This window comes from Pseudoalteromonas sp. S3785, from assembly GCF_005887365.1.
Lineage (GTDB): Bacteria > Pseudomonadota > Gammaproteobacteria > Enterobacterales > Alteromonadaceae > Pseudoalteromonas.
This window is the reverse complement of the sequence record NZ_PNCT01000040.1, coordinates 17,470-36,595: the sequence shown is the minus strand read 5'-3', so window position 1 is coordinate 36,595 and position 19,126 is coordinate 17,470. Positions and strand designations below refer to the sequence as shown.

The 19,126-nt window shown below is 40.9% G+C and carries 13 protein-coding genes and 1 riboswitch; of the genes, 10 read left to right on the top strand and 3 right to left on the bottom strand.

Annotated elements, in window-relative coordinates:
• Positions 1 to 39: 39 nt before the first annotated feature.
• Positions 40 to 2,859, top strand: coding sequence for a TolB family protein (locus CWC17_RS10995; RefSeq protein WP_138612886.1), 2,820 nt, complete (start codon positions 40 to 42; stop codon positions 2,857 to 2,859).
• An 84-nt stretch (positions 2,860 to 2,943) separates the two neighbouring features.
• Here CWC17_RS10995 and CWC17_RS10990 read toward each other — a convergent pair whose 3' ends face one another.
• Positions 2,944 to 4,089 carry a tetratricopeptide repeat protein gene (locus CWC17_RS10990; protein ID WP_138612885.1) on the bottom strand — a complete coding sequence of 382 codons (1,146 nt, stop codon included), beginning with the start codon at positions 4,087 to 4,089 and terminating at the stop codon, positions 2,944 to 2,946.
• A 48-nt stretch (positions 4,090 to 4,137) separates the two neighbouring features.
• Complete coding sequence (locus tag CWC17_RS10985) at positions 4,138 to 5,271, bottom strand: PepSY-associated TM helix domain-containing protein (RefSeq protein ID WP_138612884.1); 1,134 nt, start codon at positions 5,269 to 5,271, stop codon at positions 4,138 to 4,140.
• A 330-nt stretch (positions 5,272 to 5,601) separates the two neighbouring features.
• Between CWC17_RS10985 and CWC17_RS10980 the strand changes: the two genes are divergently transcribed.
• The 4 genes from CWC17_RS10980 to CWC17_RS10965 all read left to right on the top strand — a co-directional run bounded on the left by CWC17_RS10980 (position 5,602) and on the right by CWC17_RS10965 (position 8,390).
• The gene (locus CWC17_RS10980; protein WP_138540465.1) at positions 5,602 to 6,216 is read left to right on the top strand and encodes a PQ-loop domain-containing transporter; all 615 of its coding nucleotides are present in this window, start codon (positions 5,602 to 5,604) and stop codon (positions 6,214 to 6,216) included.
• A 71-nt stretch (positions 6,217 to 6,287) separates the two neighbouring features.
• Positions 6,288 to 7,112, top strand: a complete 825-nt coding sequence (locus CWC17_RS10975) for a hypothetical protein (RefSeq protein WP_138612883.1) — start codon at positions 6,288 to 6,290, stop codon at positions 7,110 to 7,112.
• Entirely contained in the window at positions 7,109 to 7,582 is a 474-nt protein-coding gene (locus CWC17_RS10970; RefSeq protein ID WP_138612882.1) for a pilin, read from the top strand. The genes CWC17_RS10975 and CWC17_RS10970 overlap by 4 nt, the downstream gene beginning before the upstream one ends.
• Before the next feature lie 19 nt (positions 7,583 to 7,601).
• On the top strand, positions 7,602 to 8,390 hold the full coding sequence (locus CWC17_RS10965; protein ID WP_138540464.1) for a PhzF family phenazine biosynthesis protein: 789 nt from the start codon (positions 7,602 to 7,604) through the stop codon (positions 8,388 to 8,390).
• Positions 8,391 to 8,439: 49 nt separating this feature from the next.
• On the opposite strand, the gene CWC17_RS10960 is transcribed toward CWC17_RS10965, so the two are convergent.
• Complete coding sequence (locus CWC17_RS10960) at positions 8,440 to 10,950, bottom strand: zinc-dependent metalloprotease (RefSeq protein WP_138612881.1); 2,511 nt, start codon at positions 10,948 to 10,950, stop codon at positions 8,440 to 8,442.
• Between the two features lie 290 nt (positions 10,951 to 11,240).
• Here CWC17_RS10960 and CWC17_RS10955 point away from each other — a divergent pair, with 290 nt between their 5' ends.
• The 5 genes from CWC17_RS10955 (at position 11,241) to CWC17_RS10935 (ending at position 19,126) form a co-directional block, all read left to right on the top strand.
• Positions 11,241 to 12,425: an efflux RND transporter periplasmic adaptor subunit gene (locus CWC17_RS10955; RefSeq protein ID WP_138612880.1), complete on the top strand. Its 1,185-nt coding sequence runs from the start codon at positions 11,241 to 11,243 to the stop codon at positions 12,423 to 12,425.
• A gap of 11 nt (positions 12,426 to 12,436) precedes the next feature.
• Positions 12,437 to 15,577 carry an efflux RND transporter permease subunit gene (locus CWC17_RS10950; protein ID WP_138612879.1) on the top strand — a complete coding sequence of 1,047 codons (3,141 nt, stop codon included), beginning with the start codon at positions 12,437 to 12,439 and terminating at the stop codon, positions 15,575 to 15,577.
• A 109-nt stretch (positions 15,578 to 15,686) separates the two neighbouring features.
• Positions 15,687 to 15,769: riboswitch (cyclic di-GMP riboswitch) on the top strand.
• A gap of 94 nt (positions 15,770 to 15,863) precedes the next feature.
• Entirely contained in the window at positions 15,864 to 16,430 is a 567-nt protein-coding gene (locus CWC17_RS10945) for a chitin-binding protein (protein WP_138612878.1), read from the top strand.
• Positions 16,431 to 16,549: 119 nt separating this feature from the next.
• Positions 16,550 to 18,667 carry a S9 family peptidase gene (locus CWC17_RS10940; RefSeq protein WP_502704912.1) on the top strand — a complete coding sequence of 706 codons (2,118 nt, stop codon included), beginning with the start codon at positions 16,550 to 16,552 and terminating at the stop codon, positions 18,665 to 18,667.
• Positions 18,668 to 18,727: 60 nt separating this feature from the next.
• Entirely contained in the window at positions 18,728 to 19,126 is a 399-nt protein-coding gene (locus tag CWC17_RS10935) for a hypothetical protein (protein WP_055015539.1), read from the top strand.

The following is a 19,126-nucleotide window of genomic DNA, read 5'->3' as shown; positions in this document are numbered from 1 at the left end:
ATAATACTCTAAGTGGTATCAATCATTTAAAGGATTATTATGAAAAAATCACTCATCGCTGCCTCATTGTTATTAGCCACACCTACCTTAGCTGCTGATTGGCAAACTATTCATACCGAACACTTTAATGTGCATTACAGCACCGTAAATGCCGATTATGCTAAATCGACAGCGGTAGAACTTGAAATAGTGCGCAGTAAAGTGCTTGAGCAGCAAAACCGAGCGCTCGATAAAGTAGTTGATGTGGTGGTGTTTGATCCCCTAAATGCGCCCAACGGCTTTGCTTTACCTACTTCTAATAATCCCTTAATGGCCCTTTTTACCACGCCCCCACAATCAGACACGGTGGTTTCTAACATAAGTGGCTGGCAGCAATTACTTATATTGCACGAATATATTCACTTAGTGCATTTAGCGCAGCCAACACGCAACACGTGGCAACAAAAAATACGGGGCGTGTGGGATATTTACGACTTAACTTATAGCGATATGCCGCGCTGGGTAGCCGAAGGTTATGCAACCTTGCTTGAGTCAAAAATGACGGGCCGAGGGCGACTATTTGATAACTACACCGAGTCAATGCTAATTGAGTTTGCTCAGCAGGGGGCACTGCCTAGCTATAGTCAACTAAGCGCCACCGAGGGCGGTTTTATGGCAGGCTCTATGGCGTATTTAATGGGCAGCCGGTTTTTAAATTGGCTAGAGCAAACGTATTCAGCGCAAATGCTTGATGCTGTTTGGACGCGCATGCAGGCTGTTAAAAAGCGCGATTTTAATGAGGCTTTTACTGGGATATTTGGCCAAAGTGCCGCTAAGCTATATGGCCGCTTTATTGCACAATATACCTATAAAGCTATGGCAAAAGAGCAGTTAGAGCCTGCGCTTAACAGCGAGCTGTGGTTAAAGCTTAACTTATATGCAAGCAACCCTGCGCTTTCAAAAGATGGCAGTAAACTTGCGATTGTTGAGCGCGATAAAGATAAAAAAACCAAGCTTATTATTTACAGCACGCAGGAAAATACAAAAGCAGAGGAAGCATTTACAAAAGCACAAAAAGCGATATTAGAAAATGATGCATTGGATATACCCGATAACCCCCCGAGTGTATTTAAGCGTGAGCAAAAACACGTATTAAATCAAATAAACAGAGAGGGTATTGCTAATCCACAATGGGTAAATAACAACACACTTTACTTTAATGCTTATACACGTGAAGAGACGGGTATTTATAACAAGGTGTCTGATATTTTTAGTTATAACACCGAAACCGGAAACGTTGAGCAGTTAACTAAGCTAGCTGGCTTACGTCGTTTTACTGTTACAAACAATGGCGAAACCCTTTACGCTGAGCAAGTACGCGGTGGCTACTCAGAGTTAGTAAAAGTAGATTTAGCCACGCAAACCATTACCCCTTTGTTTTCAAAAAGCTTAAAAACAGCCTACGACTATCCAACTTTTAGCCCTAATGAAACCCAATTAGCTTATGTATCAGCCAATTTAAATGAGAATTGGCAATTGTATATACAAGATATTGCCAATAATACACGTCAAGCCGTACCTATGCCCAATGGGTATCAATACCTAAGCCAGCCCAGCTTTAGTAAAAACGGTGAAAAAATTTACTTTGTAGCCGGTTTAAAAGGCTCAACTGATATTTATAGCTACCATATTGCAAGTAATACATTAACTAAACTTACCCAGGGCCAAGAGGCCGTTGCTCACCCCCTAGAAACAAGCAACGGAGCATTACTTTATTTATCCATTACTGCTGATGGGCCTAATGTAAAGCAATTACCAAGTACAGTAGAGAGCGAAATAATTACTGATTTGGCACAGGATAATAGTGCGCCACTGCTTTTGGTGGATCAGTACACTTTGCCTAAAGCAAAAATATATAACGACAATGTAGGTAAGCAAAGCAGCTACGATGTGCTTGATCAGCATGCGAGTTTAGCGCTAGGCGCACAGTATTACTCTGCCGCTACAAGTGCTTTAAATATTAATATTAAAAGCAGTGACTTACTTAAACAGTTAGACCTTCAAGCGGGATATAGTGTTGATTTAAATGATGATGCTTTGCACGGTGGGTACACCCAAGCAAAATACAATGCACTGCCAGTTAAGCTTAAATTGAGTGTATTTGATTATGATTTAAATACCGCAAAACAATACCAAGCGAGCGAAAATGCAGAAGTACCTGCACGAGGTGGTTTTGCAGCCTTAAGTTACCCAATTAAATACGCGGCGTTTAGCCTAACGCCAGAGCTTGCCTTTAACTATACCGATTATAAGCAAGATTATAATAAATGGGCGCGCATAGGCATTACCCAAAGCTGGCAGTACGACCGCCAAGCATTTGCTATAGAGCAAAGTGTCAATGCCCAGTATTACGATGGCAGCAGTAAAAACATTAATTGGGACGGCTACGATTTAGCGGCCAACGTATTTGGTAAAGCGTTTGATGTGCCGCTTTATATTAATTTTACTCAAAAGCAGCGCGATAATAGTAGTTTAGCGCTAGGCGGATTTAGCTCAAACCTAATTAGCGAGCACCAAAATAGTGAGTTTGTGCTGTCATCAGAGCTGCCATTTTATAGCACAACTGCTGAGCGCTATATGGGTTATGGCGGTGGCTTTAGCTTTAAAGAAGGCATGCCGTGGCTTTATTATAAACAGCATCAGTTAGATGATGCGGTATACGCACAAAGTTATGGTTTAAAGTATCAAGGCAATTTTAGCTTTGGACTAGGCCCAGCCGGAGTGAACGATTTAACCTTTAATATGGGGTTATCGCGCGTAGAAGGCGATAGCTTTGAGGATGAAATGCGCGGCTGGTTTAGCTTTTACTACTCGCTTTAAGTAAATTACGATAACACACTAATGCACTTGTGTAATAAGTGCATTAGTAAAAGCTGCGTTTAAACTAATTTAAAGTATTGGTGGTTAATTGGGCTTGTTTAGCGATGCAAGCTTAGCTTGATACACGTTTAGTCTTTCTTTATTACGCTCATACTGGATGGCTTTTTCAAGCAAGCTTTGTGTTTGCGCTGTGTGACCTTGCTGGTAGCGAATTTTAGCCAGCTCTAAATAGAGCTCCGATATATAAGGAGCTTTTGCAATGGCGAGTTCAAGTTGCTTTTTAGCTTGGGTGACCTTGCCCTGATGTAAGTTATTTTTAGCAATCACGAGTAGCTCGTAGGGGTCTTTCTCTTTATCAACAAGCTGGCTTGTTAGGCGTTTTTCTAGTGTTTTATCTCCTAGCTCTTTTGCTAATATTCGATAGTTATTAATTAAATTTATACTTATATCGTTTCTATCAAGCGCGGTTTGATAAATCATGTGAGCGCTTTTTAGATCGCCTGCGCGGCGGTGCAATACGCCGGCTATATTAAAAAGCTCTGCATCGTTTGGGGTAAAGCGGTTGGCTTGCATAATTAAAGAGTAAGCCTTATTAAGATTGTTTTCGGCTAATGCCGCGGCGGCTAAGTTACTATAAAACTTACTGAGTAAATCGTTATACGTCGCACTACCGGAATAAAAGCTGCCACGTGTGGGAAAGTAGTCTATTAACGTGCCTGGGCGGATAAATACAATATAGTTACCATCTATTTCTTCTTCTGGCGCATACACTTTGGTTCTAAAGTGATTGGCGATGTAGACTAAATTACCTTCTTTGGCATACACAGGTTCACTAGTCATTTCTTGAAAGCTGGTATCGAGGCCTAAAAGTGTGGCGTAGCTTTGGGTTAATACAGCTAAACTAATACAGTTGCCTTGTGTGCGTTCAATAACTTGTTTAGATGTTAGTGTATCGCCGTGATACTTAAAGTTGGTAAGTTGGCTTTCTAGGTAGTTAAAAATAATTTCATCAGCGCGAACTTCATTTAAGTGTTTATGCGCGTATGTTAAAAACTTTTCTTGTTCGGGTTTTGGCAGCTCAAAAATGCTCTGCTCGTTAGGTGTTTTAACTTGCTCGAAAAGAGAGTGGTTAATTACGTGTGTTAGCTGCACCTTTTTAATGGGCGTTGCAGGCGGCGTGCTATTACAGGCAGTTAAAAAAAGGCTAAGAGTAAAAACTAGATATTTCATATATCACCTCACTGTGATTTTTAACATTACAGTGAGGTGGTTTTTAAATCAAGCACTTGCAGTGCGATGCTTACTTAAGCGGTTTTTTTGAGACTGCTTTTTGCGCTTACGGCGAGTAAACCATAAATAAAAGCCAGTACCACCAAGCCAAACAGGGCTTAAACCAATAACACACCAAATTATTTTACTAATGAGCCCTGCAAAATAACCAAAGTGAAGTTTTCTAAAGCTATCAATTACTTGCCAACCTACACCCACTTCGCGGATGTCCCAGTTTGCCATATGCTCGCCCGTTAGCTTGTTGTAAGTAACGGTATTGGCATATTCGCTGGCAAGTGGGTTATTGGTATCTACTTCTCCAAATAGCGTTATGTTTTCGTCTGGCTCGAGCGGCATGACTAAAAATGTGCCATTAAATGTGGGTATTTGCTTTTGGCTGTCATCTAGGACGTGTTGAAAAGAAATCTCTTCGTTGTATAAATTTTTAGTAAGTACGAAGTGTTCTTCTTCTGCGTGTTCAATGACTTCGTGATACCACACAGCGCCGTTAAAGTAGCCGCCAGTGATGGCTAAAATTATAATAATGGGCGAGCCAATTACACCGGTCATTTTATGGATGTCACTAAGCACTATTTGCAGTGTGGCGCGCCAGCGTACGCTAAATAAACGCTGCCAAAACTTACGATAAATAATAAGACCTGTAATACCTAGTACTAAAAAAAACACCGAAAAAAAGAAGCCTAAAACGGTACCAGTTTGGCCTGGTAAATTTTTTAAATCATTGAGTAAAAAGGTATAGTGTAAATCTAAAAACCAGTCGGTAAAGTAGTGGCTGGTTCCCACTGGCTCTGAAAGAATATTGCCAGTGTATTGATCTAAATGAAATTTATACCAGTCTTCTGTACCACGCTTTATTAAATAAACCCGATCAGCAGTATCATCGTTAAATATTTCCCAGCTACCTACGACATATTCAGGGTACGCTTTTTGCGTTTTTGTTATAAGCGCATCCATAGGTAAGCGGTTGGCTTGTTGTTGTACAACAAAGTGACTGTCTGGCATTAATAAGCCGTCAATCTCGCTTTTAAATACCAAAACGCTACCCGTTATACTAATAACAAACAGCGGGACAAGCGCGATAAGGGCTACCCAACTGTGAATTTTAAAAAGTGTTTTTCTCATAGTTTATAATTGTGTAATTGCCACAGACCTGCGCATGATAACAATTATCAGTACCATTTCATAGTTGTGCGACAAATACACACTCGTTGTTTAAGATAGGGTGCAAAGTGTTCAGCCTCCGATATACAAGTACGATTTGGTGTCCACTTAAAGTAACGGTTTTTGTACAGCTATCTTGCCAGTGCCTAATATAGGGTTACGCTAATTTGTTGAGTAAAATATATTCACCATTACAATGCGCGCTCACTTTAAAACCCATTTAAAAACAGATGTTTATTTATTGTTTCTAGCGAGTTTTATATTAACATTTAAGTAACGAGCGAGGTTATTTTGGCGCACTATCTACCTATTTTGTCGGCTTTTATTTTAGTTTTTAGCTTTTTACCGCTATTGAGCAAAATTAGAAAGAATCGCAGTGTGTCGGGGTTATCACTATTAATGATGACTTTTGGTTTAGCGCAAAGCCTCTACTTTATTACTTACAATATTTATTTTGAACGCTACTTTATTGCTTTACCATTTTTTGTAACCGGGGCATTAAGTGGCTTAATTTTATATTACTTTGCCCGCTATAACGCCGCAAAAGCTGAACGTATACAGCTTGTGGCTATGCTTGGCTTTTCGTTATTACCTTTTTTATTGCTGTTAAATAAAAGCCTCGAAACAGCATCGGTACTTAACGCACTTACATACGTAGGGCTAGTAATGAGCTCAGTACGGGTAATGCCGCAAACGTATAAAACCTTACGCAGTGGCAATATTAGCAATTTAAGTGCCCGCTACTTTAGCTTGCAGTTTGTAGCAGGTACCTGTGGCTTGTTTGTAGAGCTAAGCAGTGCTATGCCCAGCACCTCACATATTTTAATGTTTGTTATGCTGCTGCTTACAAATGCTGTGCAATTTGCGTGTATGCAATATTATAAAATGCGCCCCGCAATGGCTTAAAAAACAACCCTCTTCTATTTATATTGTGCTAAATATGTGGCAAGTTACTTTATCAAATAAAAGGATAAAGTATGAATTGGAATCAGTTTGGCTATATTTGCCGTGTCTATAGTTCTAAAAAATTAAGTGGTGCACAAAAAGAAGAGTTAACCACACAATCGTATTTAACCGTTTATGCTAATAAATACGCAGACAGTAAATTAGCCAATATCCTTGCAGCAAAATTTACCCTGCAAGATGCCGATATTTTGCAAAAACAAGCCATGCATTATCAATGTGTACCGCAGCTAGTTAGCGGATATAGATTTGAGCACAAAGGCATTTTAAGCTATTTAACTGCTGTTTTTTTTATTTATATTTTTTCTTCGCTTTTATATCAGACTTTCGTTGTTCCTGCATTTGTAGAGATATATAGCAATCATATGGCTTCTGCTGCGCACACCTTAGGTGATCACTTTTCTTATTGGTATGTGCCAATTATTCTATTGGTTTTACTGCAAAGTATTATTTTTATAGTCATTTTTAAAATTAAAAATGCATGCGCTTTCACCGACTCACAGCCTTTTACTGGTTTATCAAAAGCTTTACTTCCCCGTAGTTTAATTAAGAAATACGATCGACTGATGATAACGCTTAACTTTGCGATAAATTTCAAAGAGGGTGAAAACGCTTCAACAGCCGAAGTTAAACATTTGGTCAAATGCGCTTCGCTAGGCTTAGAATCTCATGAAGAGTTTAAAGTGTTACTTGAGCAGCAGCTCCGACAATTTAATTTGCAGGCTAAAGGCTTTATAAATAAGCTGGTTATTCTGTATGGATTAGTTATTGTTGTGTCAATTTACTTATTTGTTAAAGCGGCTTATCAACCAATTTTTATGCTAGGAGAAGTGTTATGAAGTCAAAAGGATTTACGCTAATTGAATTGATGGTCGTAATTTCTATTATTGGTATTTTGGCGGCCGTTGCTTTACCTCAGTACAGTAAATATATGCAAAAAGCTGAACTTGTTGATCCACTTGCTATGGCCGCAGTAATTAGAGAAGACGTAACAGCGTATTATATTGAAAACAGAGAGTTTCCTAAAAACAATAAACAAGCAAATGTGCCTGAAAGTAAATATTTAATAGGGAATCGAGTGACAGGTATTTCCATAAAAAACGGTGCAATTAACATTAGCTTGGGTAATAAAGCCTCGCAGCCTTTGCAAAATACAGTTTTAACATTTAGACCCGCAGTCGTTACTAATAGCCCCACGAGCCCTATTGCATGGTTATGCGGTTTTGACGAACCCGTTGTAGGGATGCAAGCTGTGGGTGAAAATAAAACGACAGTACCTAAAGATGTATTACCTTCGGCTTGTTTATAACTAATTTAGGGGGCAACCTATGCAACTCACCATCCATCAAATTGATGCATTTACAAGCTCTTTATTTAAAGGCAATTACGCAGCTGTGATCCCGCTAGAGGCGTGGCTTAGCGATGAGTTGATGCTTAATATAGGCGCTGAAAATAATGTGTCTGAAACTGCGTTTACTTACCCTCAGGCTGATGGCAGTTTTGCAATACGCTGGTTTTCACCATTAATGGAAATAGATTTTTGCGGTCACGCCACGCTCGCTGCTGCGTATGTTTTATGCGAGCAACACAACCTTAGCCAAGTGCGCTTTAACGCCACGGCTGTAGGGGAGCTTGTTGTAAATAAAAATAGCGATGGTAGTTTTACTATGACCTTTCCTAAACAGGCGCCAGTAGAAGTGCAAACTATACCCGAAGCGCTGTTAAAAGGGTTGTCTATACAACCAATAAAGGTGCTAAAAAATCGTCAAGCATATTTTGCTATTTACGAAAATGCGCAACAAATCCATGATTTAACTACTCAGCCTGATTTATTAAAAACCTTATACCCACTTGATGTGGTCGCCACATCAAGTTCTGCTGAGTACGATATGGTGTCTCGTTATTTTTGGCCTGCAAGTGGCGGCGAAGAAGATTTTGTTACGGGTTCTATTCACACTGGCCTTGCCCCTTACTGGGCACAGCAGTTAGGTAAAAATAAATTAAACGCGTATCAGGCTTCAAGCCGTGGTGGTTTTATACAATGCGAAGTAGGCGAGGATACGGTCAGGTTAACTGGTAACGCTGTACGGTATTTAAAAGGTACAATTTATTTATAAATTCGCACTAAAAAGGCCACGTATTACGTGGCCTTTTTGATTGAGTTAATTAAGCTTCTAACGCTTTAGCAATTAAGTGATCAATATACTTTTTATGGGCTTTAGTTGCTGTATCGGCTCCCCATCCTACGCTTGTATCAGCTATTTGTGTTAGCTGGTACAGCGCGGCAGTTTTTGCCAAATTATCGTGTTTACTTGCTTTGCCTAGGCCTGCAATAGCAATAAGCTGATTTACATACTCTATTTGTAGATTGCGGCTTATAGACGTGCTCTCTTTGCTATCAACAAAAATACTGGCCGTTAGGTCGTCCATAAATTGCGTTAGGCTATATTCATTACCATACAGTGCGGTGTCTGAAATACGTAGCATAACAGCCGGGTGCAGCAATTGCGCAAGTACCGTTTTTTGCATGCCTAAAATCATTTTGTGCGCTTTAGGGTCTTCATTTTTACCATAATGGTTAAAGCCACGGCGTTGTTGCTGTAAATAGTTGTATAAAGGCTGCATGCTGATTAGCACATCAGGTGCAAATACATATTTAGCAAGTATGTTCATTGCTTGTGTTTGGCGCTCAAGTGGTACTGGCATAAACGGCTTACTTGCATTTGTATCACCTACTACTGCACGTTCAACATATACGCCACCTATTTGGCGAGAAACAATACCTGCTTGTCTACGGTATTGACCGAACAAACTATTAGCCGAGGTAACCAGCTGTTGATAAGACTCACCTTTTACTGTGGCTTTATCTTTTAGCTCCGTAAATAGTTTATCAATTAGCGCCATGCGGTCGGCGCCATAGGCTGCTGGATTTGACGATAAGTCGCCAATCATTACACGGGGGTCTATGTGGCGGCCCGGGGCACGCATATCATCGGCATCATTACCGAAGGCAAGGGCATGTTCGCTTGAGCGAGCGAGTATGTTTTCAAGTCGTGCTTGTTCGGCAGCTTTATCTTCTAAGGCGCTGCTATAGCCATAGTTGATAGCCCAATCATCATAAGGACCCGGCTTAGTTTGAAAAATATCACCTTGCTGCACACCGATTGGCGCGATGTTAGCGGGTGCATAATCCATCACAGAACCGGTTACTATGCCTTGAGTTTTATTTTTGTCATGAACCTCTTTTTCATTCCACAAAGTAGACGATTTCATATTGTGGTTTAAGCCTAATGTATGACCCACTTCATGAAGAATTAACTGGGTTAAACCTTGGCGAATCATTTCATTGTCATCAATCGAGGCACCTGTTGCTAAGCCTTTAGCAACCAGCAGGTTTTGTTGAATTTCATGGCCTAGTGAGCAATTTAACTCACCCTGTGTAGGCAGGTGTTGGCCGTGGCTCATTGTGCCTTGGGTGTATAGCGTGTCGTAAATCCAGCGGTTTTTCATAAATACAAACTCAAGCATAATGTCTGAGCCGAGTATTTCACCTGTTAGTGGGTTGGCAAGAGCCGGTCCGTAGCCGCCAAATGGCGGTTTTGGCGATGAAGTCCAACGCAGTACGTTGTAGTTAATATCGCCGGCATCCCACGTTGCGTCATCGGGCTGGATTTTTACTTCGAGTGCATTTTTGAAACCGGCTTTTTCAAACGAGCTATTCCACGTAAGCACAGCATCACGTATTGTGTCGCGCCACTCTACAGGGGTGGTGTTTTCTATCCACCAGGTAATTGGTTTTACCGGCTCAGAAAGCTCAGCATCAGGGTTTTTCTTTTGTAGATCCCAGCGCTTAATAACATCCTCATAGGGCGCCCAGTCGGTTGAGGTCATTAGATCAAATTGATTGGTGAAATAACCTATGCGCGCATCATCTTTACGTGGTTGGTAATCGTTTTTAGGTAATGCCACAAAAGAGTGCTGGACCTTTACAGAGATATTGCGCGGGTCACTTACGGCACTTGTACCACGCACGGTGGGACTGGCATTACTAAATACGTAATCAACGACTATATCTAAGTTGTTTGGGTAGGGGCGCTGCTTAACAATACGCGACTTTTTAGTATTTAATTTACCTACTTTAAAGCGTTTTTTAGCGTTTTTATCGGCTGGGTTTGGCGTTGGCGATACCTTGTGTAGCGCTTCACTTAAAAATAGCTTGTTGACCTTAAAGGCTATTTTACCTTCTTCTTCTTTTTCTATTTTAATGCTGGCTAAAACGGCTTCGCTAATATTGGCATTGCTTGCTTTGGCAATGGCGCTGTTTTGATCAAATTTATAGCGAGGTGTTTTGCTCACTATATCTATGCGGTCAAAGTATTTTCTAAACTCAATGAGCTTGGTTTCTCTATAGGCGCCGCGATAATGCCCGGCATCAGTGACACCGTCGACTGTATGGGCAAAGTATACAAAAGGGGTATTAAGCTGCGATTCGGTGATCACCATTAAGTGTTCACCGGTTTTTTGGTCTTGGTATAAATTAAAAATACCTGAAAATTCGGTTTGTCCTTCGACCATTTCGCTCAGGGTTTTTGATTTTTTGTCTTCTTTTTTATCATCAGCCACTGCGTGACCGCTTAGCGCTATACTCAGTGTTAGCGCAAGGGTTGTTAATTTCATTTTTATAATCTTTTTCGCTGTTATTTATTTAGTGTGACTGTACGTAAATTAAAAATTGTTCGCACATGTTCTCGATGAAATCATAGCTCTAATTTGTAATGCACTGATTTTAAATAGTAAAAATTTGTAACAAAATATAATAAATGCGATGAGTTACAGGTATTTGTAAACGGCTACGTACCTTAACTGAGTTTTTAAATTTATTTGTAACAGTTGCTTACAAATGTCAGGTTAATGTTTTATTGCGCTCTGTTATTATAGTGTTAGTAGAAATATGAGGTAATTAGGATATGCAATCAAATTCACTGAGATGGGTGTTCCCATTTGTAGCATTAGCCATTGGTATAGTGGGCTTTAAGGGAATAAACGCTATTGCACAAGAAGATCAAAACAAAACAGCAGTAGATACACGCCCCACCGTGCAAGTTGAGCCTGTAGAAGCTAATAATCATCAAGTAATAATAAACAGCTATGGCGAAATAAAACCATTAGAAAATACACAATTGGCGGCGCAAGTGTCGGGCGAAGTAATTAGCTGGCACCCTAACTTTGTAGCCGGTGGTGTGGTTTCTCGTGGCGATACACTTATTAGCATTGAAAAAGACAACTACGAAGCAGCCGTTTTAGTTGCCGAAGCCGATTTAGCGCGTGCAAAAGCGGCTTTAATTGAAGAGCAAGCGCAGGCAAAAGTAGCCGAAGACGAAGCAAAACGTTTTCCGGGAAAAGCACGTACCGACTTATTTTTACGCAAACCGCAGGTGTTAAGCGCCCAAGCAGCGGTTAAGTCGGCGCAAGCCGCATTAAAAAGAGCACAACGCGATTTAGAAAACTGCGATATAAAAGCCCCATACGATGCGTTAGTAGTGAGCCGTAATGTAGGCGTTGGCCAGTTTGTGGCTATGGGCGCACAGGTGGCTGATTTAAATAATATAGAAACAGCAGAGGTTATTATTCCTATTGCTGGATTTGATAGCGTATTTTTACCGGAGCGAATTAAGGGCATTAAGGCCACTATTATTCAAAAAGGGTTAAACAGTTTTACACGTGAAGGCGTGATTGACCGTGACCTAGGTATTGTAGATAACGCGACGCGCATGAGCAGCTTAGTGGTACGTATTGAAGACCCATACGGCTTAAAAACACAGCAACCGGCTATTAAATTTGGCAGCTACGTGCAGGTTAATTTTGCAGGCGCCATGCTTAATAATATTTACCGTTTGCCGCAATCATTAGTGAATAAACAAACGGTGTGGATAGTTAACGAAAACCAAGAGCTTGAACCGCGCAAAGTAACCGTAGTGAGAGAAGAAGGCGAGTACTTTTATATTAGCAGCGGACTTAATGCCGATGATAAGTTGGTTACCACGCTACCTGAGTACCCACAAAAAGGCATGCAGGTTAAAGTGGCTGGCATGAGCGAGCCAAGTAATGCTAATACAAACACCGAAAGTAGCGCTGATGCGCAACAGTTGTAAGGTGTAAATTAATGAACGAATCAATTGGAAAAAAACAAACAGGGTTAATAGCTTATTTCGCTAAAAACTCTGTTGCAGCCAACCTAATGATGGTTTTTATCATCATTATGGGGGTTATTAGCTACTTAACTATTCAGCGCCAAATGTTTCCTAATGTAGAAATTAACTACATTAATGTTGAGGCCAATTACCCCGGTGCCTCACCACAAGAAATTGAAGAAAGCATTCTTATAAAAATTGAAGAATCACTAAAGGATGTGACCGAAATTAAAAAGGGCGTGTACCGCGCCTTTAGAAATGGCGGTAGAGCAAGCCTTGAAATTAACACCGATGCAGAGCTTACCGATGTACTTGATAAGGTAAAGCTGCGTGTTGATGGTATTGCAACCTTTCCTGCGGGTATGGAACCGGTCACCATAAGTCAGATTGAGTTTAGGCAAGATGTTATAGGAATGACCTTGGTTGCCGACTTGCCGCTGACAGAACTCAAACCAATTGCTAATCAAATTGAAGATGAGCTATTACAGCTATCTAACGTATCGTTGGTAGAAAACGATGTGCCGCTTGATGAAATTGCCATCGAAATCGACCCTGACACGTTACGCCAATACAATTTAACCCTAAGCGATGTAATGAACGCGGTGCGCAGTTATTCTGCTAACTTTTCGGCGGGGCAACTAACAACCGATGCGGGGGTTATTTCTGTTCGGGTTGAAAACCAGTATTACTCTGGTGATGAGTTTAGGCAAATACCGGTAAAAATAGGCGAATACGGCGCTAAAGTGTTGCTTCAAGACGTTGCCGTTATCAAAGACCAATTTACCGAAGGCGAGCGCTACTTTAAATTTAACGGCGAAAACGCAGTGTATATGTCGGTAAAGGCTACGCAAGATCAAAACATGATTCCGGTTGCCGAGTCGGTTAAAGCATATATTGAGCAAAAGAACACCCAGCTACCACCGGGTGTTAGGTTAGAGCCATTAATGGACATGACGTACTACCTAAATGCGCGCCTTGATATGATGAAAGCTAACTTGTTTCAAGGGGCAATATTAGTCGCTATTATGCTTTCGTTATTCTTGCGCTTTAAATTAGCGCTTTGGGTGATGATTGGCTTACCGGTGTGCTTTTTAGGGGCAATGATGCTAATGCCGTTATTTGGTATAAGCATTAATATAATTTCGTTGTTTGCATTTATTATGGTGCTCGGGATTGTGGTTGATGATGCCATAGTAATAGGAGAAGCCGCTTATACTGAGGTAGAAAAAAGCGGGGGCGGAGTTGAAAACGTCGTTCGTGGTGCAAACCGTGTAGCAACCCCTGCCACATTTGGTGTATTAACAACCATTGCGGTGTTTGCCCCATTTACACTATCGAGTGGGCCAGAAAGTGCCTTCTTTTACGCGATTGCTGTAGTAGTAATACTGTGTTTAGTATTTAGCTTAGTTGAGTCAAAACTTATTTTACCGGCGCATATTGCCCACACGCACTTTTCACCTATTAAAAAAGGTGGCTGGCGCGATAGGTTTAATACGCGCTTTTTTGGTTTTGTAAATGGCCCTTATAAGCGTTTTATATCCCGCTGTGTAGACTGGCGCTGGACGGTATTGTTTGGCTTTATTGCTATGTTTTTTATAAGCATTGCGCTTATCACATCAAATAAAGTACGTACTGTACCTACGCCAAAAGTGCCACATGATTTTCCGCAAATTCATATAGAAATGAACGACAATGTGTCTGACTTACAAACTATTGCAGCTATTCGTGAAGTAGAAGCCATGGTGTTGCGAGTTGATGAAGAAACAGAGCGTGAATTTGGCCAAAAAATAATTCGTGATGTACTGGTGTTTAATCAAGGCAGAACCGAGTCTCAGTTACTTGCGCCGTTAGTTGATGAAGAATTACGCCCTTATAACGCGTTTGAACTTTCGCGCCGCTGGCGAGAAGCCATGCCTACCATTGCAGGCATTAAGTCACTCACTATTGAAGATGATGTTGGCGGCGGTGGCGGCACCGGTGAAGGCGAATTTGGTTATTTACTATTTGGCTCTGATATAGATACGCTTAATGCCGCAGGCCGTCGTTTTATTCAGCTACTGCAGCAACAAAAAGGCTTGTTTGATATAAGCTCGACCATTGATCCTGCTAGCAAAGAAGTGCAAATGAGCTTAAAACCTGTCGCTTACGATTTAGGGCTCGACCTTGCTAACATTGCAAACCAGGTAGGCGCCAGTTTTTATGGTGGCGAAGCGCAGCGTGTAATACGTAACGGCGAAGAAGTAAGAGTAATGGTACGTTACCCTAAACTGACTCGCGAAGCGTTTTCATCGCTAAAACACACAGTAGTTACTACACCGCAAGGGCGTGAAGTACTTTTAGGTGATGTAGTTGAGCTAACCGAAACGCCAGGGATTAGCTATATTCGCCGTGAGGGCGGTTACCGTACAGTGTATGTGTACGGCAGTATTGATGAAGAAGTTATAGAGCCAGGCGAAGTGGTTTCGCAAGTAAAAGAAAACTTATTGCCACAACTTAAAGAGGAATACCCAAGCGTTAAATCAGAGTTAGGTGGTGCAATAGAAGAGCAACAAGCGCAAGCTAATGAGCAGTTTCTGTTTTTTGTAGGCGGCATGATTTTAGTTTATATATTACTTGCCGTACCACTTAAAAGTTACGCCCAGCCGCTTATTGTTATGTCGGTTATTCCGTTTAGTTTAACGGGGGCTATTTGGGGTCACTTTTGGTTTGATTTAGACATTAGCTTAATGTCGGGCTTTGGTTTAATCGCCGCGGCCGGCGTAGTAATAAACGACTCGCTGGTAATGACCGACTACGTAAACCAAGTGCGCCGTGAGGGTGTAAGCGTTAAAAACGCGGTAATAGAAGCCGGTTGTGCACGCTTTAGGGCAATACTACTCACCTCAATTACCACCTTTGCAGGTGTGTTGCCCATAATGTTTGAAACCAGCTTACAAGCTAAGTTTGTAATCCCTATGGCTGTAGCGCTTGGCTTTGCTGTGATGTTTGCAACACTTATTACGCTTATATTGGTGCCATGTTTATACATAATTTTAGGCGATATTGGTAACGTGTTTAAAATGGTTTTTCGAAAAGTTTTTAGGCGAAAAGCGCCTATAAATCAAACATCTTAAACCACTTAAAGCCAACTTTAGCGAGTTGGCTTTTTAATTATTAAGGATTGCATAAAAATCTCGGTTACATTCTTTTGTTTGAATAAACCATGCGCCCGTTTTATAATCATTTTTCTGTTGGCAAATTAGTCGAAAGGCTAAGACGCAAAGTTTCCGGTCTAAGGTTTAAACTATGATAGCGGGGCTGCTGGGTGATTATTGTACGGTATCGCTTGCTCTCAGTGTCGTTTTATGTATCCATATGAAATGGATGAAATTTTGTGACTCTTAAGGTGTTACTGTGTTTATGCATACGTCGTTGGCCTGTGGAAAATGGTCAACTATAGGTTGTTTAAATCATCATACCCAATTATTCATTGGAGATGTGATTAGTGTAACCTTTTCAGACATGCAAGGAGAGCTCGTTGATTTATCGTTTGATTATAAAATTACCTCTTTGGAACAAGGTGAGCCTCATGCTTGGCCACGGTTAGTTGCTGAATATATAAACGTGCATGTCCCTTTAGTAAGTGCAGGTAGAATGACCAAGCAAGGTTTGGTTGTAGCTTATCGAAATAACGAAATATTTACCTTAGAAAGTAGCGGTATTAATAAAGCACAGGTTGAGTTTCATTGTGTAGCAAAGTGTGACAACTTAATACAATACAACGACCAAGAATATGATTACGTATACCCTCAGTGTAGCGAAAAATACAATGCGGGCACTAAGGTACTACAACTTAAAACAGGTTACATATACCAGTGTAAGGCATGGCCATTTAGCCAGTTTTGCAGAACCAATAATGATAAAGACCCAAGCTTTGAACCTGGTGTGGGAAAAAGCTGGGCGATGGCGTGGACTAAGGTTTCTTAGCGCTTTTAAAATAAAAACCAACTTCCCATGGGTGTAATGACAAGAATAAAATTGCAGTAATTTTAAAATTTGGACTTATACCTCAAGCCCACTCACTATGAGTGGGCTTTTTTATTTTTATGATAAACTGCCCGCATTGTTATTTTTTATACGGTTTTGTTGTGTCATTAAGTGAATTTTCTTCTCAATCATTAGCTCGTTTTCCTGTTGCTAAAAAGCAGCCCCATCAATTAACTATGCACAATAAAACGCGCACCGATAACTACTACTGGATGCGTGATGATGAGCGCGAAAACGAAGAAATACTCGCCCATTTAGCAGCCGAAAATGCATATTGCGATGAGCAACTAGCCGCGATAAAACCGCTACAAAACAGTATTTTTGAAGAACTAAAAGGGCGCATCGTAAAAGATGACAACACGGTACCGGTAAAAGATGGTCAGTACTGGTATCACTCAGAGGTTCGGGGCGATGATGAGTATTCACGCCATTACAGAAGTACGAGCATTAACACTGATAACAAGCAGTTATTACTTGATGTAAATGTTTTAGCCCAAAACCATGAATTTTATGAACTAGGTGAAGTAGCGCTAAGCCCATGCGAGCAATTAATGGCCTACAGTGAAGATACCGAAGGGCGTAGAATTTACAGCGTACATTTTAAAAACTTGCAAACCGGTGAAATGCTCAGCGATGTTTTAGAAAATACCGAAGGGCAAATTGTTTGGGCTAACGACAATAAAACCGTATTTTACGTTAAAAAAGACTTACAAACGTTACTGGGTTTTCAGGTGTTTAGGCACGAGTTAGGCACAGCGCAAAGCCAAGATGTCATGGTGTACGAAGAGCACGATAAAAGCTTTTTTATGGGCTTGGGTAAAAGCCGCGATGAGAGCTTAATTATTATTGATTTAGCCACCACCGAAACAAATGATACGTGGGTGCTTGATGCCAATAACCCGCAAGGAGAGTTTTACCCCTTGCTGCCGCGTGAGGAAGGACATGAGTTTGATATTGATAAACATGGCGACACTTTCTATATAGTAACCAACTGGCAAGCTAAAAACTTTAGACTGATGACGGCAACAAGCGAAACAATCGCAGATAAAACGCAGTGGCAAGAGCACACCGCGCACCGCGAGCATGTGTTGTTGGAAGGCGTAGAAATATTTGATGACTTTTTAGTATTAACTGAGCGCGAACAAGGCCAAGCTCGCTTTGTTGTGATTAATAAAGCCCAAGCACGCATGGCGCTTGAATTTAGTGACCCGTGCTACTATGCCGCTGTAGCGATGAACCCCGAGCCCCAGGCGCGCTCGGTACGTATTTATTATTCAAGTCTCACCACGCCAGGAACGTTGTACAATGTTGATTTAGCCTCGGGTGAAAAAACATTACTTAAACAGCAGCAAGTACTGGGTGGGTTTAATAGTGCACTTTACGCCTCTGAGCGCTTACTTGTGACAGCACGCGATGGCGTGCAAGTACCTGTTTCGTTAGTTTATAGAAAAGACACCTTTACCAAAGATGGCACTAACCCGCTGTTTCAATACGGCTATGGTGCATATGGTTACACGATAGATCCGAGTTTCTCGAGTACTTCATTGAGTTTGCTAGACCGCGGATTTGTGTATGCAATTGCACATGTTAGAGGCTCCGAAATGCTAGGACGCCACTGGTACGAGCAAGGTAAAAAAGAGCATAAACAAAATAGTTTTAACGACTTTATTGATATTACAAAGGCTCTTGTTGAGCAAGGCTACGGTGATAAAAACAAAGTGTTTGCCTCTGGCGGCAGTGCAGGAGGCTTATTGATGGGGGCTGTTTTAAACCAAGCGCCAGCGCTTTATTTGGGTGTAGGATGCCATGTGCCATTTTTAGATGTGTTAACCACCATGTTAGATGAAAGTATTCCACTTACCACTAACGAGTATGATGAATGGGGCAACCCAAACGATGAATATTTTTATGATGTTATAGCTAAGTACTCACCATACGATAATATCAGCGCCAAAGACTACCCGCATATTTTAGTGACCACAGGCCTGCACGACTCTCAAGTACAATATTGGGAGCCTATGAAATGGGTGGCGAAAATGCGAGAGCTAAAAACGGATAATAACATATTGGTTTTTAAAACGGATATGGATGCCGGTCATGGCGGCGCATCAGGCCGCTTTAAAAGTTTAGAGGAAAAAGCGCTCGAAATGGCCTTTTTTATTGCACTAATAAATTAGCTGCAAAATACGCAAAATGTATTAAGCTTTAATGAAGCACTGATAAATATAAGGTTATTTATGTTTGGAGCACACGGAGAGTTTCAGATTTGCTCTCAGCCACCCACTATGTATTTAAAGCTCTTTGGTAGTTTTAATAACGAAGGAATTAATTTACTAACCAATGGTGTGGTTAACGAATTAAGTATGCACCCTAAAGGCGCAGTAAAGTTTGTTGTAGTTAACTTAGAAGAGTTTGAGTTAATAACGGTAGATAGTATGGACTCGCTAGAGACGTACTTTGCCAGCGTTAAAGAGCGTGGCTACGAACGCGTAGATTACTTGTATGCAAACATTATCGCTAAAAACATGTTTGAAAAAGTCTGGAACAGCAGTGATGTAGAGGTAAATTTTTATAAAGACTCAGAAAATTACTTACAACAACACCCAGACGATGAATACATAAAAAACTATTGGTAA